General features: G+C 67.9%; 21 protein-coding genes. 12 read left to right on the forward strand and 9 right to left on the reverse strand.

The annotated features are described in order from the left end of the window. Window positions 1-18 precede the first annotated feature (18 nt). Window positions 19-921 (reverse strand): substrate-binding periplasmic protein, encoded by a 903-nt coding sequence (locus HTA01S_RS03180; RefSeq protein ID WP_068167149.1) that lies wholly within the window; start codon window positions 919-921, stop codon window positions 19-21. A gap of 119 nt (window positions 922-1,040) precedes the next feature. Next, a complete protein-coding gene (gene pedF / locus HTA01S_RS03185) occupies window positions 1,041-1,538 on the reverse strand; it encodes a cytochrome c-550 PedF (protein ID WP_068167150.1) in 498 nt (165 codons plus the stop codon). Between the two features lie 441 nt (window positions 1,539-1,979). Between pedF and HTA01S_RS03190 the strand changes: the two genes are divergently transcribed. Further along, window positions 1,980-4,028, forward strand: coding sequence for a sigma-54-dependent Fis family transcriptional regulator (locus HTA01S_RS03190; RefSeq protein WP_068167151.1), 2,049 nt, complete (start codon window positions 1,980-1,982; stop codon window positions 4,026-4,028). 19 nt (window positions 4,029-4,047) lie between these two features. Here HTA01S_RS03190 and HTA01S_RS03195 read toward each other — a convergent pair whose 3' ends face one another. Together HTA01S_RS03195 and HTA01S_RS03200 are read right to left on the reverse strand one after the other, a co-directional pair. Then, window positions 4,048-5,208, reverse strand: coding sequence for an MBL fold metallo-hydrolase (locus HTA01S_RS03195; protein ID WP_157571955.1), 1,161 nt, complete (start codon window positions 5,206-5,208; stop codon window positions 4,048-4,050). Continuing rightward, on the reverse strand, window positions 5,205-6,200 hold the full coding sequence (locus tag HTA01S_RS03200; protein ID WP_169804738.1) for an alpha/beta fold hydrolase: 996 nt from the start codon (window positions 6,198-6,200) through the stop codon (window positions 5,205-5,207). Before HTA01S_RS03200 ends, HTA01S_RS03195 begins: the two co-directional genes overlap by 4 nt. 201 nt (window positions 6,201-6,401) lie before the next feature. Here HTA01S_RS03200 and pqqA point away from each other — a divergent pair, with 201 nt between their 5' ends. The 9 genes from pqqA (at window position 6,402) to HTA01S_RS03245 (ending at window position 12,596) form a co-directional block, all read left to right on the forward strand. Next, window positions 6,402-6,476 (forward strand): pyrroloquinoline quinone precursor peptide PqqA, encoded by a 75-nt coding sequence (gene pqqA, locus HTA01S_RS03205; RefSeq protein ID WP_068167214.1) that lies wholly within the window; start codon window positions 6,402-6,404, stop codon window positions 6,474-6,476. Between the two features lie 76 nt (window positions 6,477-6,552). Beyond that, window positions 6,553-7,470 carry a pyrroloquinoline quinone biosynthesis protein PqqB gene (gene pqqB / locus HTA01S_RS03210; RefSeq protein ID WP_068167154.1) on the forward strand — a complete coding sequence of 306 codons (918 nt, stop codon included), beginning with the start codon at window positions 6,553-6,555 and terminating at the stop codon, window positions 7,468-7,470. Between the two features lie 141 nt (window positions 7,471-7,611). Then, window positions 7,612-8,343 (forward strand): pyrroloquinoline-quinone synthase PqqC, encoded by a 732-nt coding sequence (gene pqqC, locus HTA01S_RS03215; RefSeq protein ID WP_084235816.1) that lies wholly within the window; start codon window positions 7,612-7,614, stop codon window positions 8,341-8,343. A gap of 132 nt (window positions 8,344-8,475) precedes the next feature. After that, a complete protein-coding gene (gene pqqD / locus HTA01S_RS03220) occupies window positions 8,476-8,745 on the forward strand; it encodes a pyrroloquinoline quinone biosynthesis peptide chaperone PqqD (protein WP_157571963.1) in 270 nt (89 codons plus the stop codon). Continuing rightward, the gene (gene pqqE, locus HTA01S_RS03225) at window positions 8,729-9,871 is read left to right on the forward strand and encodes a pyrroloquinoline quinone biosynthesis protein PqqE (RefSeq protein WP_068167157.1); all 1,143 of its coding nucleotides are present in this window, start codon (window positions 8,729-8,731) and stop codon (window positions 9,869-9,871) included. The genes pqqD and pqqE overlap by 17 nt, the downstream gene beginning before the upstream one ends. Next, window positions 9,868-10,647, forward strand: coding sequence for a hypothetical protein (locus HTA01S_RS03230; RefSeq protein ID WP_245637989.1), 780 nt, complete (start codon window positions 9,868-9,870; stop codon window positions 10,645-10,647). Before pqqE ends, HTA01S_RS03230 begins: the two co-directional genes overlap by 4 nt. Next, on the forward strand, window positions 10,622-11,233 hold the full coding sequence (locus HTA01S_RS03235) for a hypothetical protein (RefSeq protein ID WP_068167158.1): 612 nt from the start codon (window positions 10,622-10,624) through the stop codon (window positions 11,231-11,233). The genes HTA01S_RS03230 and HTA01S_RS03235 overlap by 26 nt, the downstream gene beginning before the upstream one ends. A 17-nt stretch (window positions 11,234-11,250) precedes the next feature. Beyond that, window positions 11,251-11,775, forward strand: a complete 525-nt coding sequence (locus HTA01S_RS03240) for a hypothetical protein (protein WP_245637990.1) — start codon at window positions 11,251-11,253, stop codon at window positions 11,773-11,775. Between the two features lie 191 nt (window positions 11,776-11,966). After that, window positions 11,967-12,596: a hypothetical protein gene (locus HTA01S_RS03245; RefSeq protein WP_068167159.1), complete on the forward strand. Its 630-nt coding sequence runs from the start codon at window positions 11,967-11,969 to the stop codon at window positions 12,594-12,596. Window positions 12,597-13,019: 423 nt separating this feature from the next. On the opposite strand, the gene HTA01S_RS03250 is transcribed toward HTA01S_RS03245, so the two are convergent. Then, a complete protein-coding gene (locus tag HTA01S_RS03250; protein ID WP_068167160.1) occupies window positions 13,020-13,625 on the reverse strand; it encodes a hypothetical protein in 606 nt (201 codons plus the stop codon). Between the two features lie 269 nt (window positions 13,626-13,894). Between HTA01S_RS03250 and HTA01S_RS25075 the strand changes: the two genes are divergently transcribed. After that, entirely contained in the window at window positions 13,895-14,590 is a 696-nt protein-coding gene (locus HTA01S_RS25075; protein WP_157571956.1) for a DUF5666 domain-containing protein, read from the forward strand. 214 nt (window positions 14,591-14,804) lie between these two features. Then, window positions 14,805-17,390 (forward strand): cation-translocating P-type ATPase, encoded by a 2,586-nt coding sequence (locus HTA01S_RS03260; protein ID WP_068167162.1) that lies wholly within the window; start codon window positions 14,805-14,807, stop codon window positions 17,388-17,390. 30 nt (window positions 17,391-17,420) lie between these two features. Here the strand turns inward: HTA01S_RS03260 and HTA01S_RS03265 are convergent, their stop codons facing one another. From HTA01S_RS03265 to HTA01S_RS03280, 4 genes are all read right to left on the reverse strand, one after another. Next, complete coding sequence (locus HTA01S_RS03265; protein ID WP_068167163.1) at window positions 17,421-19,793, reverse strand: MASE3 domain-containing protein; 2,373 nt, start codon at window positions 19,791-19,793, stop codon at window positions 17,421-17,423. A gap of 161 nt (window positions 19,794-19,954) precedes the next feature. Next, the gene (locus HTA01S_RS03270) at window positions 19,955-20,278 is read right to left on the reverse strand and encodes a c-type cytochrome (RefSeq protein ID WP_068167217.1); all 324 of its coding nucleotides are present in this window, start codon (window positions 20,276-20,278) and stop codon (window positions 19,955-19,957) included. Between the two features lie 158 nt (window positions 20,279-20,436). Next, window positions 20,437-22,128, reverse strand: coding sequence for a PQQ-dependent methanol/ethanol family dehydrogenase (locus HTA01S_RS03275; RefSeq protein WP_068167164.1), 1,692 nt, complete (start codon window positions 22,126-22,128; stop codon window positions 20,437-20,439). A gap of 355 nt (window positions 22,129-22,483) precedes the next feature. Next, window positions 22,484-23,470 carry a quinoprotein relay system zinc metallohydrolase 1 gene (locus HTA01S_RS03280; protein WP_068167165.1) on the reverse strand — a complete coding sequence of 329 codons (987 nt, stop codon included), beginning with the start codon at window positions 23,468-23,470 and terminating at the stop codon, window positions 22,484-22,486. Window positions 23,471-23,473 lie beyond the last annotated feature (3 nt).

The raw sequence follows: 23,473 nt of genomic DNA on the forward strand, positions 1-23,473 counted from the left end.
GGGGGGGGGGGGGCATTGTCATGGGGCTGTGAGCGTCAACCCGTTCTGCTGGAAGATCTTCAGCAGCTCGCCGCTGTCGCGCAGGGATTTCATCGCGGCTTCGAGGGCCTGGCCCAGCTCCTTGTTCGCCGACTTGATCGCCATGGCCACGGGCCAGCCGGTGTCGGCGATGCCGTTGTTGAAGTTGAGCTTGCTGATGCGGAAGCTGGCTGCGGCGTCCGAGTTGCGGAACAGCACCGCTTCCGCCTGCGCCCGCGTCACAAAGGCCGCCACCGCCTTGCCGTCCACCGCCGCCTGCGCGGCTTCGATGCCGGTGTTGTGGATCGAAACCTGCGTGCGCAGCAGCCCCCCGCCATAGCCCATGAGCACGCTGGCCGCGCCCGCGCCGCGCTCGGCCGCCAGCGGCAGGCCCTTGAGGTCTTCGGGCGCCGCCGCGCTGGCCAGGCGCCGCGTGTCGTGCACCAGCACCAGCGACTGCCGCATGTACGGCGCCAGGATCATCACCTGGGGGTTCTTCTGCGCCAGGTATTTGTCGGCGGGCACCTGCAGCATCACGTCGGCCGGGCCGTAGCCCAGGTAGTGCCCTTTCCAGACCATGTTGCGCAGGTCATCCCCCATGTTCTCGCCGGCATCGAAGGGCAGCAGCGAGAGCTTGAGGCCCAGTTGCCGGGCCAGGGCTTCGGCCAGCGCCACGTCCAGCCCCTGCATGTCGGTCACGGCGCCATCGGAAAACGGCGCGTTGTCCTTGTACACCGCGACCTTGAGCGCGCCGCTGGCGCGGATGCGGGCCAGGTCGCTGAGTTCGGTCTGGGCCTGCAACGGCGATGCCGTGGCCAGCAGGGGCAGCAGCGCAACGCCCAGCCATTGACGACGGTTGAGCGCCGAGGTGGCGCGGCTTGAAACGATTCGCGGGGTGGGCATGGTGTCTGTCTCCGTTGGGGGAAGGCCGGTCTGCGCCGGCTCTGCGTTGGACGATGGATCGGACGGCGCCGGGCCGCCCGGACGGGGCGAGCGGACCCGCCCCGTGGACGCTCGGGCGCTCAGGGTTCGCGGCGGGTTTCGATATAGGTGCGGATCGACCAGATGGCTTCCTGCGACAGCGTGCCTTCGAACGGGGGCATGTAGACCCGGCCGTCGCGCACGCGCCCGCGCCGCACGGTGGCGAGGAAGTAGTCGTCCATCTCCTTGAAGCAGGCCGCCTTCTTCTCGGCGTCGGCGAAGCCGGTGCAGTCGCTGTCGAGCTTGCGCAGGTCGGGCGAGATACCACCCGAGATGGCTTCGAGCCCATGGCAACGGGCGCAGTTCTGGTTGTAGGCCGAGGTGCCGATGCGCAAGGCTTCGCCGCGGGCCGGGTTCTGTTCGTTGTAGGGGTTGGCGTCGAGCCACTTGGCGCCGAGCTGCGGCAGCGTGCTGGTGTCCACGGCCTGGGGCGTCACATCGCCGTGCGCCATGACGGCGGCGGTCACGAGGGCGCTGGCGGCCAGGGCGACGACACGCAATGCGCCGCGCGCGGGAGGGGTGAAGGAAAGGAATTTCATGGGGCTTGTCTCCGGTTGTCAGGGTGAATCAAGCTTGTGGGTAGCAAATAGCAGGCCACCAACGCCATCGCGCCCGCAGGCCCCGCCGTGACGCGCATTCGCCCTGCGAGGCCTGGCCTCGCAAAGTGTTCCAAATTGAATCAGTTGCGCCGTGAGAGACAGCTCACGTGACACTGGCACCGGGACATTCCCCTCCGCTTTGCGGGTGAGTGCCCCGCTCCTGTGCGGTGGCGGGGTACTTGCTATGTCCCTGCTGGAGACAACAGGTACACGCTGTTTCACACCGGGATTACCAGTGTTGATTCGCGGGACATAACCGATGAGAATTGCATGAGCCAAAACAAGCCAGAAACCGACGAGACAGCACCCCGGGAGGCCTCGCAAGATCCGCGATGGCCGATGCATTACTGGGGGGGACTTCCCTCGGACCCAGGAGACGACATGAGTGCCGCCATGTACACGCGCCCCCTCGGGAGCGGCGCCGGGCCTGCGCCGCCTGCCGCCTCCACCGAGGCGGGGCCGGACCTGATTGCGCAGTCGCACCAGCGGTCCGAGGCGTACGGCATCACCGCCAACACCGAGCCCGACTTTTCCAGCCCGGGCCGCTCGGTGCTGACCGAGGCCCTGGACGAAAACCGTTTTCTGTTCCAGCACGCCGCGCCCGTCATGGAGACGCTGTACGACCAGATTGTCAACACCCACAGCATGGTGCTGCTGACCTCGGCCAAGGGCATGGTGCTGCACTCGTTGGGCGACACCGATTTCCTGGAGAAAGCCTCGCGCGTGGCGCTTACGCCGGGTATGGACTGGTCCGAACAGACCAAGGGCACCAACGCCATCGGCACCGCGCTGACCGAAGAAGAAGCGCTCACGGTGCACGGCAACCAGCACTACCTGAACGCCAACAAGTTCCTCACCTGCTCCGCCGCGCCCATCTTCGACCCCTACGGCCAGGTGATCGGCGCGCTCGACGTCACCGGCGACCACCGCAGCTTTCACCAGCACACGCTGGCGCTGGTGCGCATGTCGGCGCAGATGATCGAGAACCACATGTTCGCCGACATCTTCCCCAAGGCGATCCGCATCCACTTCCACACCCGCTCCGAGTTCCTGGGCACCCTGGTCGAAAGCATCGCGGTGTTTTCGCCCGAGGGCCGTTTCATCTCGGCCAACCGCAGCGGGCAGTTCCAGATCGGCCTGCCCTTCGCTGCCCTCAAGGCCCACACCTTTTCCTCGCTGTTTGGTCTGCCGATCTCGGCCCTGTTCGAGCTGTTCAGCGGTGCCATGCCGAATCCGAAGCAGCTGTGTCTGCACAACGGGGTGTCGGTGTGGTGCCGCGTCAAGATCAAGCAGGCCAACCCCTGGTCCGCGGCCAAACCCATGGGGCAGGCCCAGGAACCGGCGGCCGAGGCCCCGGCCGGCGCGACGGCCGCGCCCTTCAGGCACAGCGTCAAGAAGACACAGTTTTCCACCCTGCACTACCTGGACACGGGCGACCCCCAGGTGTCCAACGTGATCCACAAGCTGCGCATGGTCTCGGGCAAGGACATCCCGGTGATGATCCTGGGCGAGACCGGCACCGGCAAAGACCTGCTGGCCCAGGCCATCCACGGCGACTCGCCGCGTTCGGCGCAGCCCTTCGTGTCGGTGAACTGCGCCTCCATTCCCGAAACGCTGATCGAGTCCGAGCTGTTCGGCTACGAAGAAGGCGCGTTCACCGGCGCGCGCAAGAAGGGCTCCATCGGCAAGATCCTGCAGGCCCACGGCGGCACGCTGTTCCTCGACGAGATCGGCGACATGCCCAAGCACCTGCAGGCGCGGCTGCTGCGCGTGTTGCAGGAGCGCCGGGTCAGCCCGCTGGGGGCGGGCAAGGAAGTGGACGTGGACGTGGCCGTGGTCTGCGCCACCCACAAGAACATCAAAGACATGATCGCGCGCGGCGACTTCCGCGAAGACCTCTATTACCGCCTCAACGGTCTGGTGGTGCGGTTGCCCGCGCTGCGCGAACGCACGGACTTCGAGCTCGTGGTGAAGAAGATCCTGCACACCCTGTGCGAAAACGGCGCCCAGATCGGCATCTCGGCCCAGGTCATGGACCTGTTCAAGCGCTACCACTGGCCGGGCAACTTCCGCCAGCTGCACAACCTGCTGCGCACGGCTGTGGTCATGGTGGGTTGCCAGGGCTCGATCGAAATGGGCCACCTGCCCGACGATTTCCTGGAAGAGCTGGAGCACGGCCTGCCCAACCCGATTCCAGCACGCTTCGCCGGCCACATCGCATCAGCACCACCCCTGCCCGACATGCCCAGCACCGCCCCGATGCCCGAGCCCATCGCCGAGGGCGGCCGGCTGCAGGACGTGGCCCTGAGTGCCATGGCGCAGATGCTGCGGCTGCACAAAGGCAACGTGTCGGCCGCGGCCAAGGCGCTGGGGGTGTCGCGCAACACGATCTACCGCAAGAAGGACCAATTACCACCGGATGTCTTGTGACTTCCAGCGCTAACGAAAATCAGCGCGCTTCCGGCGCGGAAGGTCTTGTGTCAGGGTGCGGTGGAACCGGCTTTGCCGGGCCACTCGCACCGCCCCTCGGGGGTGACGCCGCAGGCGGCGCGGGGGGATCACTCATCCCCATCCATACCGGCTCCAGTTCGCGCCAGGCGCGCTGCAGATTGAAGCCGTGGCGCTCGCTGTAGCCAGCCCAGATGCGGTAGGCCGGTAGCTCGCCCCAGGCCGTGTCCTGCGGCTGGTGGCCCTCGTCCATGGCTTGCAGCACGCGCACGCGCAGGGCCTTCAGATAGCTTTCTGTGGCTCCCAGCGCAGGCGGTGGCTCGCCAACTGTGGGAGCGAGGGACCATACCGTACCCAGCACCTTCCGCGGGCGCAGCGCGGTCAGCCGCTCCAGTGCCGCAAGCCAGCCGTCCACACTGCCCTGGGCCAGTTCGGGCACGCGCTCGCCGACCACCAGCCCGCCGGCCCACAACACGCGCTCGCGCGCGCTCCACAGCACCAGATCGCCTTCGGTGTGGCCCTGCTCGATGCGCATCACCCGCAGGCGGTGCCGCCCCACGCGCAAGACCTCGCCTTCGGCCAACGTCCGGCTGGGCAGCACGATCTGTGTGCCCGCCATCGTGTCGGCCCCGACCTTCGCGCTCAGGCTGGCCAGGCAGTCCGGGCAGCGCCGCTGCATGGCGTCGCGCGTGGCCGCGCTGGCCAGTATCTCGAGCTGGCCAACCTCCAGCAGGTCGGCAAAGGCCGAGTTGGCGAGCACGTTTTCCGCGTGCGCGTGGGTGTTGACGATCCAGCGCACCCGGGCCTGGAAGCGGCAGGCCAGCGAGTGCCGCAGGCGCAGGCCGTGGCGGTGGCTGGGGCCGGGGTCGATCACCAACGCCTCGCCGCCGTCGATCACCACGCTGGTGGTCAGCACATGGCCGCCATTGGCGGGCGACACCTCGCCGTTCTCCGCCGCAGGCCAGACCCAGATGCCCGGCGCCACCGGTTGCCAGGACACAGCATCGACCGCCTTGCAGGCCACCGGCGGGTCGGCCGCGAGCGCGGGCACGACGAAGCCGCCGAAGCACAGCAGCGCAATCAACCAGCGGCGCAGCACGGCACGCATCGCAGAGCCGGCGTGCCGGGCGCAGCGGTGAGCGCGTAGGGGAAGCGCCTTCATCCTTGTCTCCGCACCACCGCACGCAAGCTCGCGAGCATGCCCGGCTCGGTCCCCAGGTGGCCGCTCAAGGGCTCGGTCAGTGTGACCTGTTGCGGCGCCAGTCGACGGCCCAGGGCGGCCCAGGCGCGGCTGTTCTGCGGCGGGCAGATGGCGTCGAAACGGCCGTGCACCCAGTCCACCGGCACACCCCGCTGTGCCAGCAGCAGCACCGCGCGGTCGAGCTCGCCGGGCCGCACAAAGCCGCGATGCCGCAGGTAGTGCGCCTGGACGCGGTATTTGTCCAGCGCGGCGCGCTCGCTGTGGTCCCAGCCCGGCCGGTGTCCCCGTGCCTGCGCGCACCGTTGCCGGCGTCGCAGTTGCGCCCAGTCGCGCCGGATCGCGGCGGCCAGTTCGGCGCGATCCGGCCCGGTGGCGTGGCGCAGGCTGCGCCGCATGCCCAAGCCCGCCGCCACCGACTCCAGCAAGCCCCAGCGGCGCAACACGCGCAGGCCTGCAACACCGGGTGTTCCACTTTGAAGCAGTTGTCTCAACCTGGCCAGCGTCGCGGGCAGTGACACACCCGGTGCTGCGGGCCAGGCGGCCTCGCGGCCGAGGGTTTGCCGCAGCCGGCGAGACGGTTGCAGCAGACCACCCACCTCGCGCCGGGTGAGCGCGAATGCGCCGCGCAACACCAGGCGCTGCACCCGCTGCGGGTGTGCCTGCGCATAGGCCAGCGCCACCACCGTGCCCCACGAACCCGCCAGCAGCGACCAGCGCTCGACGCCCAGATGCCGCCGCAGCGCCTCCAGATCGGCCACCAGCGCATGGGTGGTGCTGGCGGCGGTTTTCCCTCTGGGACGACTGGCCCCGCAGCCCCGCTGATCGGGTGCGATCGCCCACTGGCGCGCCAGGTCCAGCGGCGCGAGCATGCCCGGCTGGCAACCGCTGCCGGGGCCGCCGTGCACCAGCAGCCAGGGCTCGCCACGCGCGTTACCCACGGTGCGGTAAGCCATGCGGTGACCGCGCCCGACGGACAGGTAGGCCGGCAACGGCCAGGCGCTACGCCGACCCGCGACGGACCCCGCCTCAGGGTTGTCCCTAGGAAGGTCTTTCGTGGCATCGATATTGCTGAACATGGTGGCGGCTTGAGGTACAGAGGTGCTGACAAGTTCGCAGACATGTTTCATGCCAACCCACTCTACTGGAGACACACCATGCAATGGACCACCCCCGCTTTCACCGACCTGCGTTTCGGCTTCGAAATCACGATGTACATCGCCAACCGCTGAGCGCTGGCTGATGTGATCGGGGCGCACGGGTGAACCACACGTGCGCTTTTTTTGTTCCTTTCCACGGTGAACTGACATGCGCATACGGGTTCTCGGATCGTCCGCCGGTGGGGGCTTCCCGCAGTGGAACTGCAACTGCCCCAACTGTGACGGCTTTCGCCGCGGCACGCTCAAGGCGCGTGCGCGCACGCAGTCGTCCATCGCGGTCAGCGCCAACGGCAGCGACTGGCTGCTGGTCAACGCCTCGCCCGACATCCTGACCCAGATCCGCGACACCCCCGAGCTGCAACCGGCCCGCGCCATCCGCGACAGCGGCATCGCCGCCGTGCTGCTGATCGACGCGCAGATCGACCACGTCACCGGCCTCTTGATGCTGCGCGAGCGCCAGACGCCGCTGCCCCTGCTGGCCACGCCCGAGGTGCTCTCTGACCTGTCCGACGGTTTTCCCATCACGCGCATCCTCTCGCACTTCTGCGGCGTGGACCGCCACGAGCTGCCCATCGACGGCCGCACGCTGCCCGTGCCCGGCCTGCCCGACGTGCAGTTACAGTGCGTGTCGCTCTCGTCCAAGCCGCCGCCGTATTCACCGTTTCGCGGCAACCCGCGCCCGGGCGACAACATCGGCCTGGTGATCACCAACCCGCTGAACGGCCAGCGTGTGTTCTACGCGCCTGGCCTGGGCGAGATCACGCCCGCGCTGCTGGAACTGATGGCCGGTTGTTCGGTGGTGATGGTCGACGGCACCTTCTGGACCAACGACGAAATGCAGCGCATGGGCCTGCACAGCAAGAGCGCCATCGACCTGGGCCACCTGCCGCAAAGCGGGCCGGGCGGCATGGTCGAACAGCTCGACCGCCTGCCCGCCCACGTGCGCAAGATCCTCATCCACATCAACAACACCAACCCCATGCTGGTGGAAGACTCCGACGAACGCGCCGAACTCACGGCGCACGGCATCGAAGTCGCCCACGACGGCATGGACATTGAGATATGACCCCCTGCGCCGCTTCGCGTCTTCCCCCCTGCAGGGGGACCACACCAGTGGCCCGGCAAAGCCGGCTCCACGGTGTGTGTTGGACAAGGCATCGCGCCTCGAACCCCACCTTGAACTACACGTTGACATAGGAACCTGATCGTGGAAATCGCCCAAGCCATCCGCACCGACAGCCACCTGCCCGCCTGGAGCCCCGAAGCCTTCGAAGCGCAGTTGCGCGACAAGGGCCGCGCGTACCACATCCACCACCCGTTCAACGTGCGCATGAACGCCGGCGGCTGCACGCCCGACGAGATCCGCTGCTGGGTGGCCAACCGCTTCTATTACCAGATCTGCATTCCGCGCAAGGACGCCGCCATCCTCGCCAACATGCCCGACCGCGCGCACCGCCGGCTGTGGCTGGAGCGCATCCTGGACCACGACGGCCATGGCGACTACGAGGGCTCGGCCGCGGGCGGCATCGAGGCCTGGACGCGGCTGGGCGAAGCGGTCGGCATCTCGCGCGAAGACCTGTGGTCGCTGCAGGGCGTGGTGCCCGCGGTGCGTTTCGCCTGCGATGCCTACGTGAACTTCGCGGCCAAGGCACCGTGGCAGGAAGCCGTGTGCTCCTCGCTCACCGAGATGTTCGCGCCGCAGATCCACAAGGACCGGCTCGCCACCTGGCCCACGCACTACCCGTGGATCGAGTCCGATGGACTGGCCTATTTCCGCAACCGCATTCCGCTGGCCACGCGCGACGTCAAACACGGCCTGCAGGTCACGCTGGCGCACTTCCAGACCCGGCAGGCCCAGCACCACGCGCTGGACATCCTGCAGTTCAAGCTGGACATTTTGTGGACGATGCTGGACGCGATAGAGAAAGCCTGTCAGTGAACGACGCCCCCCTGCGCCGCTTCGCGTCTTCCCCCCAGGGGGACCACGCCTTTGGCCCGGCAAAGCCGGATCTTCGGCGTGTGCTGGGCTTGGGCCCTCTTCGCGCCGCCTTCATCGGTCGTTCGACCACACATTGACTTGAGCACGCTTCTGAATCACCCCAAGCTCTCGCGGCGCTTCCGCCTGCAGTACGAGGAAGCGCAAAGCCGCTGGGTGCTGCTGTACCCCGAGGGCATGGTGCAGCTCAATCCATCGGCCGCTGAAATCCTGCAGCGTTGCGACGGCGTGCGCACGTTCGACGGCATCGTCGCCGAGCTGGAAGCCGCGTTCAACGCGCAAGGCATTGCGCCCGAAGTGCTGGCACTTCTTGAGGAAGGACAACGCCGTGGCTGGATCGACTGACCCCCCCTCCGTCGGCCAGCCCCTGTGGCTGCTGGCCGAGCTCACCTACAAGTGCCCGCTGCACTGCGTGTTTTGCTACAACCCCACGCAGCACGCGCACATCCACGACGAGATGAGCACCGCGCAGTGGGTGGACGTGATGACGCAGGCGCGCAAGCTTGGCGCGGCACAGCTGGGCTTTTCGGGTGGCGAGCCGCTGCTGCGCGACGACCTGGAAGAACTGGTGCAGGAAGCCCACCACCTGGGCTACTACACCAACCTCATCACCTCCGGTGTGGGCCTCACGCCCGCGCGCGCGCAGAAGCTCAAAGACGCCGGGCTCGACCACGTGCAGCTCTCGTTCCAGGACTCCACCCGGGAGCTGAACGACTTTCTCAGCCACACCAAGACCTTCGAACTCAAGCAGCGCGTGGCCAAGCTCATCAAGCAACACGACTGGCCCATGGTGATGAACTGCGTGCTGCACCGGCACAACCTGCCGCACGTGCGCAAGATCATCGAGATGGCCGTGGCGCTCGAAGCCGAGTACCTGGAACTTGCCAACACGCAGTACTACGGCTGGGCCTGGATCAACCGCGACCACCTCATGCCCACGCGCGAAGAGCTGCAGGTCGCCGAGGCCGAGGTCAATGCCTTCCGCGCCGAGCAGGACGCCCAGTCCTCGGGCCAGAAATGCCGCGTTCTCTTCGTGGTGCCCGACTATTTTGAAGAGCGGCCCAAGGCCTGCATGAACGGCTGGGGTGCGGTGTTCCTCTCGATCGCGCCCGACGGTCTGGCCATGCCCTGCCACAACGCGCGCGACCTGCCTGGCCTGCAACTGCCCAACGTGAAAGACACGCCCATCGCCGACATCTGGCAGCGCAGCACCGCCTTCAACGCCTACCGGGGCGACAGCTGGATGAAGCCCACCTGCCGCAGCTGCGACGAGCGCCACAAGGACTTCGGCGGTTGCCGCTGCCAGGCCTTTCTGATCACCGGCGACGCCACCGAGACCGACCCGGTGTGCAGCAAGTCGGCCCACCACCACAAGGTGGTGCAGGTGGTGAAGAACGCACCGACGCGGCGCAACATCCCCATCGTGTTCCGCAGCGACGCCGAATCGCGCGCGCTGCACCCCGCGCCGTGAACTTACCCGGGCCCGCCAGCGACCCACACCACCGCATGCTCGGCGCCGCGCTGGTGAGCCGCATTCCCGGCGCACGCCACAGCCCGCTCGCGCTGGAGCGCATGGAGCACGGCCTGTTCCTGCTCTGGCTGGCCTACATGGGCCTGCTGGTGTTCGGTGCCCTGCTGCTGTGGCAGGCCGGCGCCTGGCACCGGCTGGTGGACGCCGATCCGACGGGCCTGACCGTCACCATCGTGCTGCTCTTCATCGGCTGCTCGGCCTGGGCCGGGCGGCGCGCCTGGGTGCTGGGCCAGCAGCGCCTGCGGCTCGATGCGCAGCTCGCGGCGTCCCCCACCGCAGCGCCCACCGGCTGGAGCGCCGAATACCACCAGGGCTGCGCACTGCCCGGCGCCGACCATTCCATCTGGCTGCAGGTGCTGGGCGAGCGCGCCCACGGCCCACACGAAATGGCCTGGTGGCTCAATGGCATCCAGCTCAAGCTCGGCCTGCTCGGCAAGGTGATCGGTTTTTCCATCCTCGCGCTGCAGCTCGGACAGATGGACAGCTTCGACGCCAGCCAGTCGTCGCTGCTGCTCAAGAACCTCACCGGCGGCCTGGGCATCGCGCTGCTCACCACCGTCACCGGCCTGGCCGGCAACATCCTGCTCGGCCTGCAGCTCATGCGGCTCGACCGCTTTGCCGACGCGCTGGTGGCCGACACCCTGGCCGCCGGCCTCGCGCCGCCCGACACCCCACCGCAGGAGCCTCCCCATGGCGATCGGCCGCGCGGTCCGTGACACCGAGACCGATCCGTTCTACGACATGTTGTTCAACATGTTGATCGCCTTCGTCTTCTGTTTCGTCATCGCCCTGCTCTCGTTCAATCCCAAGGCCCGCAAGGCCGGCGACGTGCCGGCCAAGGCCGAGTTCATCGTCACCGTGTCCTGGCCCGACAACAACCCCAACGACGTCGACGCCTGGGTGCTGGAGCCCGGCGGCAAGACCCTGTGGTTCCGCCAGCGCGACGCCGGCATGCTGCACCTGGACCGCGACGACCGCGGCGCCAAGAACAACAGCGTACTGGTCAACGGCCGCGAGATCAGCAGCCCCATCCGCCAGGAGATCGTCACCCTGCGCGGCCTGGTGCCGGGCGAATACGTGGTGAACGCCCACTACTACGAGAGCAAGGACAAGCTGCCGGTGGACGTGTCGGTGGCGGTGGTGAAGGTCAACCCGCAGGCCGAGATCGTCTACACCGGGACGCAGCAGATCCCCGCCAAAGGCGACGAGCGCACCCTCGTGCGCTTCAGCATCGACGAGGGCGGCAACGTCATCGACCTCAACACCCGACCCCTGACGATCGTTCAACGCGCCGGCCTCTGACCCCCACCAGAACAACCATGATCCCTGCCGTTTCCTCCCAGTTGCTGCTGCTCGTGCTGGTGTACGCGCTGCTGGCGTTCCTGCTGCTCTGCCTGTGCCTGGCCACGCGCTGGCCCTGGGCCGTGAAAGGCGCGATGGTGCTGCTGGTGAGCGGCTTCTATGTGTTTGGCCACCACACGCTGCAGGGCATCGCCGGCTGGCCGAGCGACGACGCCCTGCCCCAGCGCTTCATGCTGCTTTCGGCCGTGTTCGACGAGCCCAGCCCCGGCCGCGGCCACAAAGGCGCCATCTACATCTGGATCAACCCCATGAAAGACAACGCGCCGCTGGAGATGCCGCGCGTGTTTCGCCTGCCGTACGAAAAAGACCTGCACCGCATCCTCGGCGACGGCATCAAAAAAGCGCGCGAAGGCAACACCCAGATGGGCAGCACCGAACCCAAACGCGGCCAGGGCGGCCTGGCCTGGTTGCTGCCAGCGAGCAACGACAAAGTCGAGATCAAACTCACCGATCTGCCGCGCGCCCAACTCCCGGAAAAATGATGGAACCCCCTGCGCCGCTTCGCGTCTTCCCCCTCTCTCGCCTTTGGCGGGAGGGGGACCGCACCTGTGGCCCGGCAAAGCCGGTTCCACGGTACGACTGGGTTTCGGACACGCGCTCCGGTGGTGCCATTTGGAGGGCACCCGCTGCCTGGCTGGCGCTGGCCTTGTTGTCGGGGTGCTCTGGTCGCGACATGGGCAATGACTGGTTCCCCCTGCGCAAAGGCGAAACGCAGGACTACGCCGTGCGCTACACCAGCGAAGACCCCCGCGAGCCCGAGCAGTGGACCCTGCGTGTGACCCCGCCCGAGACGTTTCAAGACCAGACCGTCGCCGTGCGCCACCACTCCGCCGGCGTGAGCTACTACCTCCAGGCAGACGATCAAGGCATCCGCCGCATCGCCACCCGCACCGACATCGACAACGAGCCCACGGCAGACGCCGAACCGATCTGGGTGCTGAAAGCGCCGTACCAAGTGGGCACCGAATGGACCACGCCCACCGTGCCCTACCTGATCCAGCGCAGGAACGAGCACCCGCGCGACCTGAAGTACACCCACAAAGCGCAGATGACCTGGCGCATCGAAGCGGTGGACGACAGCGTGAAGCTCGCCGACGGCAGCACCCACCAGCCCTGCCTGCGCGTGGTCGGCCAGGCCCGCCTGAATCTCTACACCGACCCGGTCAACGGCTTCACCGACGTGCCCCTGATCAGCCGCGAGTGGTACTGCCAGGGCGAGGGATTGGTGAAGTTCGAGCGGGAAGAAAAGGTGCCCAGCGGGTTTCTCACCGGGGGGGTGCTGCGGGCGGAGTGGGCGCGGTAGAACCTATCAGGTCGCAGCCCAGGCCAGGCTTCAGCCAGTTCGGACTCGTTCATAGTCTTCACTTGAAACTTTGATTTCAGCATCTGCAATGAAATCGAGCGCCAATTCGGGTCTGGTGTACAACTCGGTGCTTAAGAACACGTCCAGCGTGTCGGGCCGGGTCATCAGATGGTCTACTGCAATTTGGGCCGCACCACCACATCCAGACACAGCAGGTTCAGCACTTGTTGATTACCTATCGGTAATTTGGTGATGCCCCATCCCATGGGGTCAAGAAAAAAGTGACCGATCGGTCACTGGCGAGCAGAACCATGATGGAAGGCGGGGGCTGCACACGGCAGACGGCACCCGCCTCGCTCTGTCCAAACGGCAACGCATCACATCACGGGCATGCACCCGAGCGCAGCGCGTCACCAGGCCGGATCAGCGCTTGCCGCCGCCGTTGCCGCCGCCCTTCCCACCCCCGTTGCCGGAGTTGCCACCTTTGCCGCCGTTACCGGAGTTACCGCCGGCGTTGCCGCCGCCGCCCGCATTGGAGCCACCGCCCTGGTTGCCGCTGTTGCCAGCGCCTTGGCCGCCACCGGCATTGCTGTTGCCGCTGTTACCACCCTTTGCCTTGCTGCCCGCCGTAGCGGGGCGGTTGGTGGTGGCCGCGACGGTCACGCCATCGGCCTTGTCGGCCTTGTCGGCCCGGTTGGCCGCGCTGACCACGGCGCCCAGGCGCAGGCCCAGGCTGTTGGCGATCTGGCCCCAGCCCATGCCGCTGTCGCGCAGCGCCTGCACATCGCTGGTGGCCAGGGCGAGCTGCGCCGTGGTGGGTTCGGTGATGCCCTGCTGGCTCAGGTTGGCCCGGGCCAGTTGCAGAGCCATCTGCTGCTGCCGCGCTGACACGACGGCCGGATCGACAACCGGTGCCGGGTCGACCACCACGTCCACGGTGACTTGTTGGGCCCCGCTGGCGCCTGCGGCCAGACAGGCGATGGCCAGCACGAGCGGGCGAAGGATGTGGGTTCGGTGTGTTGTGTTCATGAGGGTCTCCATGTGAACGAAAGAACGACTGAATGCTACCCAGGGTAGTCCGCGGTCCCGGCCTCCAGGTGTGACCACATGTATCGCCGGCCAGCGCTCCAATCGGCTTGCGCGCAAGGCAACAAAACGTAAACATCGGAAAAAGCGTGACGGCTTCAGGCGGTGTTAAGGGACGGAACGCATCGTTGCGCGGCGGTGCGAGGGCACCCCGATGGTCGGCCCGGGTTCGGATCGCCCGCTTCAACACAACCCACAGAGGACACAACATCATGAACCACCCCAACGCGCTCCCCTCCCGTTCCCCATTGGCCGGGCTGCGGCTGCTGTCGGCCTCATTGCTCATGGCCGGCCTGGTCGCCTGCGGCGGCGGCAGTAACGACAGCACGACCACCACCGCCAAGTCGTACAAGGGCACGGTGACCAGCTTTGACAGCCCGCAGAGTTTCAGCGTGGACGGCATCCCGGTCGATGCCAGTGGCTCCAATGCCGTGCCCCAGGGCATGGCCAAGGGAACGCGGGTCGAGATTCAGGGCGAGATGGTCAACGGCAGGCTGCAGGCCCGGCGCGTCGAGTTCGATGACAACGACGTCACCGACGACGACAACACCGACCCCAACGAACTCGATGGCCGTGTGACCGACTACTCGGGCCCCACCCGCTTCAGTGTGGACGGTATCCCCGTCGACGCGAGCGCCGTCCCCACCACACTGGCCGTCGGCGTGCGCGTCGAGGTGTACGGAACGATGACCAACGGCACGATGGTGGCCAGCCGCGTCAAGCTGGAGTCCCAGGACGCTTCGGATGACAGTGCGGACGACAACTCGGATGACGGCCGGGACGACGAATCCGACGACAGTCCGGACGACAACAACGACGACGACCGGAACGACGACTCGTCCAGCGACGACGATGGCGCCTGCGACGCCGCAGGCAAGTCGGACTGCGCAGACGACCGCGACAACTGACCGAAGACCGAAGACCGGGCACAGGGGCTCGGCGCAAAGTCGCTGAGCCCCCGCCCCGGCGGGCGGTGCGCGCCGAGGGTTCAGAAACAGCGCCCGGCCTTTGGCACCATCGCGGCCGGTCGCAGGTCGGCAGCCCGGTCGGTCGCCGCAGAGCCTCACTACACTGGCGGCACACAGCGCCGGCTTGGTCGCGCTGAAGCCACCGGTCCCGCCCATGCCCGCCACCGACAACCGCCCACCCCTTGCGCAGCCCACCCCGGTGGGTCTGAGCAGTGACGAGGCCAAGCGGCGGCTGGAAACCGATGGGCCGAATCTGCTGCCGGGCAGTACCCCGAAATCGACCGCCGCCATCGTGCGCGAGGTGGTCACCGAGCCCATGTTCCTGATGCTGCTGGCCGCAGGGGGCATTTACCTGGCGCTGGGCGACCGTGGCGAGGCGCTGTTCCTGCTCAGCTTTGTGTTCGTGGTGATCGGCATCACGCTGGCGCAGGAGCGCAAGACGCAGCGCGCGCTGGAGTCGCTGCGCGATCTGTCCGCCCCGCGGGCACTGGTGCTGCGCGACGGACAGGCGTTGCGCATTGCCGGGCGCGAGGTGGTGCGCGGCGACGTGCTGGTGCTGCACGAAGGCGACCGCATCGCTGCGGATGCGGTGCTGCTGAGCGGCGAGCTGGAGGTGGACGAATCGCTGCTCACGGGCGAAGCGGTGCCGGTGGCCAAGCTGCCACCTGAGGCCCAGGCGAACGCAATGCCTGGCGACACCCGCGCGGCACTGTATGCCAGCACGGTGGTCACGCGCGGTGTGGCCCAGGCCGAGGTCTGCGCCACCGGTGTGCACACGGCGGTGGGGCGCATCGGTGCCGATCTGGCCGCCACCACCGAGCCGCCTTCGGCACTGCAAAAGGGCTCGCGCCGGCTGGTGCGTCGGCTGGGGCTGGGCGCCCTGGTGCTGGCGGTGACGCAGGTGCTGCTGGGCTGGTGGTGGAACGACAAGCCGCTGCTGGAGAGCCTGCTCTCGGGCATTGCGCTGGCCATGGCCATCCTGCCCGAGGAAATCCCGGTGATCCTCACCGTGTTCCTGGCGCTGGGGGCGTGGCGCATCTCGCTCCAGCAGGTGCTCACGCGGCGTGTGACCGCGGTGGAGGCGCTGGGCGCGATCACGGTACTGGCGGTGGACAAGACCGGCACGCTCACCGTCAACCGCATGGCGGTGGCCGGGCTGGCCACACCCGAGGCCGTTTTCAGCCCCGACGGCGCGGCCCATCTGCCGGAAGCCTTTCACCAGTTGGCCGAGTTCGCGATGCTGGCCACGCCGGGCGATCCGTTCGATCCCATGGAAAAGGCCATCCAGCACTTTGGCCACCAATGGCTGCAGGGCACCGAGCATGTGCACGACGGGCGCGAGCCGGAGTTCGAGTACCCGCTCTCGGGCGAGATGCTGGCCATGACGCGTGTGTTCAGCAGCGCCGACCCGTCGCAACACCTGCTGGCCACCAAGGGTGCGCCCGAGGCCGTGGCCGACCTGTGCCACCTGGCGCCGGCGCAGCGCGACGCGATACGGCTGCAGGTGGAGGCGATGGCCGAACGCGGGTGGCGCGTGCTGGGCGTGGCCCGCGGGCGCTGGAGCGGCGCGGCACCGGCACCCGGCGCGGGCACGCCCTGGCCCACGCGTCAGCACGACTTTGATTTCAGGTTCCTGGGCCTGGTGGCACTGGCCGACCCGCCGCGGCCGGAGGTGCCCCCCGCCCTGGCCGAGGCGCGGCGCGCGGGCGTGCGCGTGATCATGATGACCGGCGATCACCCGGCCACGGCCCGGGCCATTGCGCGCCAGGTGGGCCTGTCGGAGCGGCCCGAGCTGATCACCGGGGCCGACATGGACACGCTGGACGACCGCGCCCTGACCAGGCGCTTGCGGCAGGTGGACCTGTGCGCGCGGCTCAAGCCGCAGCACAAGCTGCGCCTGGTGAACCTGCTGCGCGCCGAAGGCGAGGTGGTGGCGATGACGGGCGACGGCGTGAACGACGCGCCCGCGCTGAAAGCCGCCGATGTGGGCATTGCCATGGGCGAGCGCGGCACCGACGTGGCGCGCGAAGCGGCAGCGCTGGTGCTGCTGGACGACAGCTTTGCGCGCATCGTCAGCGCGATCCGGCAGGGCCGGCGCATCGACGGCAACATCCGCAAGGCCACGCGCTTCGTGTTTGCGGTGCACGTGCCCATCATCGCGCTGGCCCTGGTGCCGCCGCTGCTGCACTGGCCGGTGCTGCTGCTGCCGGTGCACATCGTGCTGCTGGAACTGCTGATCGACCCGGCCTGTTCCATCGTGTTCGAGGCCGAGCCGGAAGACCGCAACATCATGGAGCGCCCACCGCGCCCGGTGACCGATTCGCCCTTTGCCGCGGCACCGCTGCTGAACGCCGTGCTGCAGGGCACCGGCCTGGCGGCGGTGCTGCTGGCCGGGCAAGCCCTGCTGGTGGCGCAGGGCTGGGATGCGGGCGAGGTGCGGGCGGTGGTGTTCACCGCGCTGGTGCTGGGCGTGATGCTGTTGATTGGGGCAAACCGCGATCTGTCCCGCCCGGCCTGGAAAGGCCTGACCGCGAGCACCCCCTGGCTCTGGCGCATGGCCGTCGGTGTGGGCGTGCTGCTGACCGCCGTGCTGGGGGCGCCGTGGCTGCGCGGGCTGATGGGCCTGGCGCTGCCGCCGGTGCAGGGATTGTGGGTGGTGCCGGGCTTGCTGGCACTCGGCCTGGCCTGGCTGGAAATGCTGCGGCGCCTGGGCCAGAACGGGGGCTCCACGAGGGGGTAGTCCGGAGCCTGCCGGGGGGACCTTGCAGGGTCAGGCTTCCGCCACCTGAGCCCCCGCAGAGCGCAGCGTCTGCGCCAGCAGTGTCACCAGCTCATCGAGCGCCCGGGTTTTCTCCAGCACATGGCACATGCCCTGCACGGCGGCGCGGGCACGCAGTTCATCGGTGACGTAGCCCGAGATCAGGATGGTGGGCAGGCCCGGGCGCAGGCGGCGGATGGTGGCGATCACCTCGAGCCCCGAGTGTCGGGGCATGTTGTAGTCGGTCACCACGAGGTCAAACGCCTGCGGGTCGGCGCGCACGGCGGCCATGGCCTGATCGGGGTCGTTGTGGTGCGACACGCGGTAGCCGTGGCGCGCGAGCAGCTTCTCCAGCATGGCGGACATGAGCGGGTCGTCTTCGATCAGCAGCACATGCTCCCCCCGCCCGGGCTCGGCGTCGGACTGCGCCGCTGCGTCGGCGGCCAGGGTGGGCGCCACGGTGCCGGGTGGGGTCGGAATGAAGATGTCGAACCGGGTGCCCTGGCCGGGCTGCGAATGCACGTCGATGGCGCCGTCGTGTGCGCGCACGATGCCGTGCACCACGGACAGCCCCAGCCCCGTGCCCTGGCCCACCGGCTTGGTGGTGAAGAAGGGTTCAAAGATGCGCTGGCGCACCGGCTCGCTCATGCCGCTGCCGTTGTCCTGCACCGACAGGCGCGCATGGCGCCCGGGCAGCAAGCCCAGGGGCATGGACGCCGCTGCGTCGAGCACCACACTGCCCAGCCGCACTTCAATGCGCCCGCCCCGCTCGCCCAGGGCGTGCCAGGCGTTGGTGCAGAGGTTGAGCAGCACCTGTTCCAGCTGGGTGCGGTCGATCTCGGCGCTGGCCTCGGGGTCGTCGATGCATTCGATCAGTTGCACGCCGGCCGGCAGGGTGGAGCGCAGCAGCGACAGGCTCTCGCGCAGCACCGGCAGCAGCGGTTGCACCTGGCGCCGGGCACCGTCGCGCCGGCTGAAGCTGAGGATGCGATCGACCAGGTTCCTGGCGCGGTCGCTGGCCTTGATGATCTGATCCAGGCTGAGCGCCACATCGGCTGGCTTGCCGCTCTTGAGGTCTTCCCGGGCCATGTGGGCGTTGCCCAGGATGGCGGCGAGCACGTTGTTGAAGTCGTGGGCGATGCCGCTGGCCAGCGTGCCGATGGACTCCATCTTCTGCGCTTCGCCCAGTTGCTGCTCCAGCCGGCGGCGGGCCTCCTGCGCTTCGGTGCGATCGGTCACGTCGGTGAGCAGACCATCCCAGACGATGCGGCTTTCGCCCAGTGCGCGCGGCGCGGACACCAGGTGCATGCGCCGCACGCTGCCATCGGGTCGGCAGAAACGGGCCTCGACGTCGAACACCTGCAAGGCCTCGGCGCAGCGCTGTTCGGCCACGGCGAGCGCGGCCACGTCGTCCGGGTGGACCAGACCGTACATCGCGCGCGGATCGGCCAGCACCTCGGCCACCGTCACGCCACAGACGCGCGCCACCGAGTCCGACACCTCGGTGAACCGGCGGCGGCCATCGGCCTCCATCACCAGCTGGTACAGCACGGAGTGCGGCAGGTTGGCGCCCAGCAGGTGCATGCGGGCCTGGCTTTCACGCACCCGGGCTTCGGAGATCCGCAAAGCCTCGAAGGGCGCGCGGATGCTGGTGATGAAGGTGGCCCGGTACAGCAGGGCGTAGGCCGCCACCTTGTAGAGGTGGCCCACCACGTTCTGGAAATCCGATGGCGTGACGTAGGCCGTGAAGGCGAACCCACCCAGGCCCATGCACAGGCAGGAGAGCGCCAGCAGCGCGTGTTGCCGCGATTGCTCGCGCTTCGCCCGCCGCCACAGCACCAGCGCAAGCAGGCCGTTGAGCCCCACCAGCACATATTCGTAGCCCGCCTTGAACGGGGTCACGCCCACGCCCGGCACGAAGGTGACGGGGAACCGGTCGAGCGAGAAAGAGCCAAAGGCGATGATGGCCACCGCCACGACCAGGCCGACGCCGAGCAAGACCGTGCGGGGCCAGCGCAGCGCCAGGCCCGCCGCGACGGCACCCAGCGTCAACACCTCGAAGCTGCGGCCCATGAGCCAGAAGAAGATGGCCCGGGGCGTGCTGCTCTCGGTGAGCAGGGGCGGCATGCCCTCGTAGGTCAGGGCGTGCATCAGATCGAAGCCGATGACCGCCACAAAGCCCGCGAGCAAGGCGTTGGCGCTGTGGTCCTGCTGGCGGTCGAAGGTGTGCCAGGACACCACGACCACCAGCGTGGCGATCACGATGGCAAACAGCTCCAGCACCAGGTGCAGTTCGAGCATGCGGCCGGAGAGCAGGCCACGGGCGGTGTCGGGTGGCGCGTTGACGATGGCGACCATGCCCAGCACAGCCATCAGGCTGAGCAAACCGTATCTGTACGGGCGGGTAATGGGCATCCCGGCACATTACCGGAAAACGATGCAGCCCTACGAAATGCACTGCCGCGTGATGGCAGGCCTTGGGGTGGGTGTGTCGGATTGCACGAAAACACCGGCCCGGCAAAGGGCGGGCGGCTCGCGCCGCCGGTTCAGGGTTTGACGGTCATGACCCATTCGGCCAGGGTCTTGATGTCGGCCGGGGTCATGCTGGGGTGTGCGGGCATGGGGATGCGGCCCCACTTGCCCTTGGAGCCGTTCTGGATCGACTGCACCAGCGAGGCCACGGCGTCTTTGTCGTCCTTGTACTTTTCAGCGACCGAGCTGTAGGCCGGGCCGACGATCTTTTCCTTCGCCGAGTGACAGGACAGGCAACCGTTGTTCTTGGCCAGCTCGATGGCAGCGGCTTCGTCCACCGCGTGCGCGGCGCCGGAAGCGAACAGGAGGCCAGCGGTGAGGAGAGAAAGAGTACGCATGATCACAACTCACAAATCATAGAAAACAAAAAGGGTGGGAACACAAACACAGCACGCGCCGCGAAGTGCCCCACCCAGCACACGCCGAAGATCCGGCTCCGCCGGGCCTAGGGCGTGGTCCCCCTAGGGGGACGCCGCAGAGCGGCGCAGGGGGGAGCCTATTTCATCAACTTGAAAGTCCAGACCGAGCCGCCCTGTTCCAGGAAGTTGACCTTCTTGGCCACTTCACCGCCCCACAGGGGAACCGCGCCACCCCAGCCGGAGACCACGCTCACGTACTGCTCGCCGCCTTCGGTCCAGGTGATGGGAGGGGCCACCACGCCGGAGCCGGTCTGGAACTGCCAGACCACCTTGCCGGTCTTGGCGTCCGCGGCCTTGAGGTAACCCTCGGGCGTGCCCCAGAACACGAGGTCGCCCACGGTCAGCACACCGCCCCAGAGCGGTGCTTCGTTCTTGACTTCCCACTCGACCTTGCCGGTCTTGGGGTTGATGGCGCGCAGCGAACCGATGTGGTCTTCAAACAGCGGCTTGATGGTGAAACCCGCGCCCAGGTAAGCGGCGCCCTTCTTGTAGGTGATGGGTTCGTTCCAGATCTCCATGCCCCATTCGTTGGTGGGCACGTAGAACAGGCCGGTCTTGGGGCTGTAGGCCATCGGCATCTGGTTCTTGCCACCCAGGAAGCCGGGCGCCGAGAACACCGGCTTGCCTTTGGCACCGTCGCCACCGGCCGCGGTCGGGTCGCCCGGGCGGTTGGCGGGGTCGAAGTTCGGCCGGCCGGTCTTGAGGTCGATGCCGGTGGCCCAGGTCACTTTCTTCACGAAGGGGAAGGCGTTGAGCAGCTTGCCGTCGGCCGCATCCAGCACGTAGAAGAAGCCGTTGCGGTCGGCCTTGGCGCCAACGCGTTTGCCGTCCATGTCGAAGGTGATGAACTCGTTCACGCCGTCGTAGTCCCAGCCGTCGTTGGGCGTGGTCTGGTAGTGCCACTTGATCTGGCCGGTCTTCACGTCGATGGCGACGGTGGAGGCCGAATACAGGTTGTCGCCCTTGCGCACGTGGCTGTTCCAGGGGCCGGGGTTGCCGGTGCCGAAATAGGCCAGGCCGGTCTTGGGGTCGTAGCTGCCGCCCAGCCAGGTGGCCGCGCCGCCGGTCTTCCAGGTCTCGCCCGGCCACGATGCATTGGTGGTGCCGGTGATGCCGTTTTCCTTGCCGTCCTTGTAGCCCATGTGGCCTTCCACCATGGGGCGCACCCAGACCATCTTGCCGGTCTTGGGGTCGCGCGCTTCCACACGGCCGACCACGCCGAACTCGCCACCGGAGACGCCGGTCATGAGCAGGCCTTCGGCGATCAGCGGGGCCGCCGTGTAGCTGTAGCCGGCGGAGTAATCGTCGATCTTCTCGCGCCACACCACCTTGCCGGTGTTCTGGTCGAGCGCGACGAGCTGGGCGTCCAGCGTGCCGAAGATGACGAGGTTGTCGTACAGCGCGGCGCCGCGGTTGATCACGTCGCAGCAGGGCATGATGCCCTCGGGCAGACGGTGCTCGTACTTCCAGAGCTTCTTGCCGGTCTTGGTGTCGAGCGCAAAGATGCGCGAGTAGGACGCGGTGACGAACATCTTGCCGTTGTTCACCAGCGGCTGCGCTTCCTGGCCGCGCTGCTTTTCACCACCGAAAGACATGGACCACACGGGCACCAGCTTGCCGATGGTTTTGTCGTTGATGCCGGTCAGCGGAGAGTGGCGCTGGCCCTGGGTGCCCAGGCCCCAGCTGAGCACGTTTTCGGGGGTCTTGGCGTCGTCCGCGATCATCGCGTCGGTCACGCCCTGGGCGCTGACATGGGCCGTGGCGGCCATGACCAAAAGGCTCAATAGAGTGCGTTTCACTGTGTTGTCTCCTGCTCGTTCGTGAGGTTGATGGGCTGGCATGCCCGGCCGTTCGTGAACTCCCGACCCTCCGGTCTGTGGGTTGCACGTGCATCAAGAGGGCAACTTCTGTGCCACGCCTTTTCCTCGTTTTTCCGGCGCTGTTTCAGCGCCTTTTTGCGAGTGTTTTAGGGGTATTCCCTGAGCCCGAGCGGGGTTGGCGCGCAGAACTGCGCCAGCCACTGTTCCCCCGCATCCACCGGGGTCGTGACACTGTTCAGAAATGTGGCAGCCGCATGGTCAGGCTGCAACAACCCGCGGGCACCCCCGGCACCCGCACCACGCGTCAGCGGCCGGACGCAGCGCCGGCCAGCGCGCGCTGCTCGTAGCGCGGGTACCACTGCGTGAGCGAGCGATGCAGCTCGGCCGGTTGCGCGGCCCAGCGTTTGAAGCGCTCGGGCACCGGCGTGCTCAGCACCTCGCCCAGGTCGAGCCCGCGCTCGGCGCTCTCTTGCATGAGCGTGGTGAGCCACCGCAGCCAGTCGCGCGTCTGCCGCACACCGGCCAGGCCGCTGTGCACCGGGCCGTGGCTGGGCACCACGGTTTTCACCTGGCCGCTGGTGATCAATTTTTCCAATGCGTCGAGGCTGGCGAGCCAGCGTTCAAAGTCGGCGTGCGGCGTGGTGGGCACGCGCTCGGCGAACACCAGGCCGCCGGCGAACAGCACGCCGGTCCTGCGGTCGAGCAGCACGAGGTCGTCGCCCGTGTGTCCCTGCAGGCGCATCAGCTCCAGCGTGTGCTGACCGAGCGGCAGGGTCTGCGGCAACACCGCCTCGCGCGCGGGAGTGGACTCGGTGCCGCGCATCCAGTCGCCACAGAGGCGGTAGAGGTTGTCGGCGTAGGCGCCGCCTTCGGCCCGCATGCCCGCGATGCTGCCGGCCAGCGCCTGCGTGGGCCGGTCGGCCCAGGCCTGGTTGCCGAAGAAATAGTCGGGGTGCAGGTTGAGTTCCAGCACACGCACCACCGGCTCGCGCGTGATGCCTTCGATGGCGCGGCGCTGCTGCTCGCCGTACAGGCGCGAGGGCCCGGTGTTGATCACCACCACGCCCGCGCCGCTAGCGATGAAGGCGGTGTTGATGATGTTGCAGCCGTTGGCGCGGCTGAAGTCCTGCACTGCGCCTTCGATCACCCAGGTGCCTTCGGCGATCTGGCGCGGGCGCAGGTCGTAGTGGAGCGCGGCCATCTCGGGCTTCGATGCCGACGGCGGTACGGCAATGGTTTGCGCCTGCGCGCTGCCCGCCAGCACGAGCACCGCCATCAGCCAGCGCGTCAATGG

The organism is Hydrogenophaga taeniospiralis CCUG 15921 (assembly GCF_001592305.1).
Classification (GTDB): Bacteria; Pseudomonadota; Gammaproteobacteria; order Burkholderiales; family Burkholderiaceae_C; genus Hydrogenophaga; species Hydrogenophaga taeniospiralis.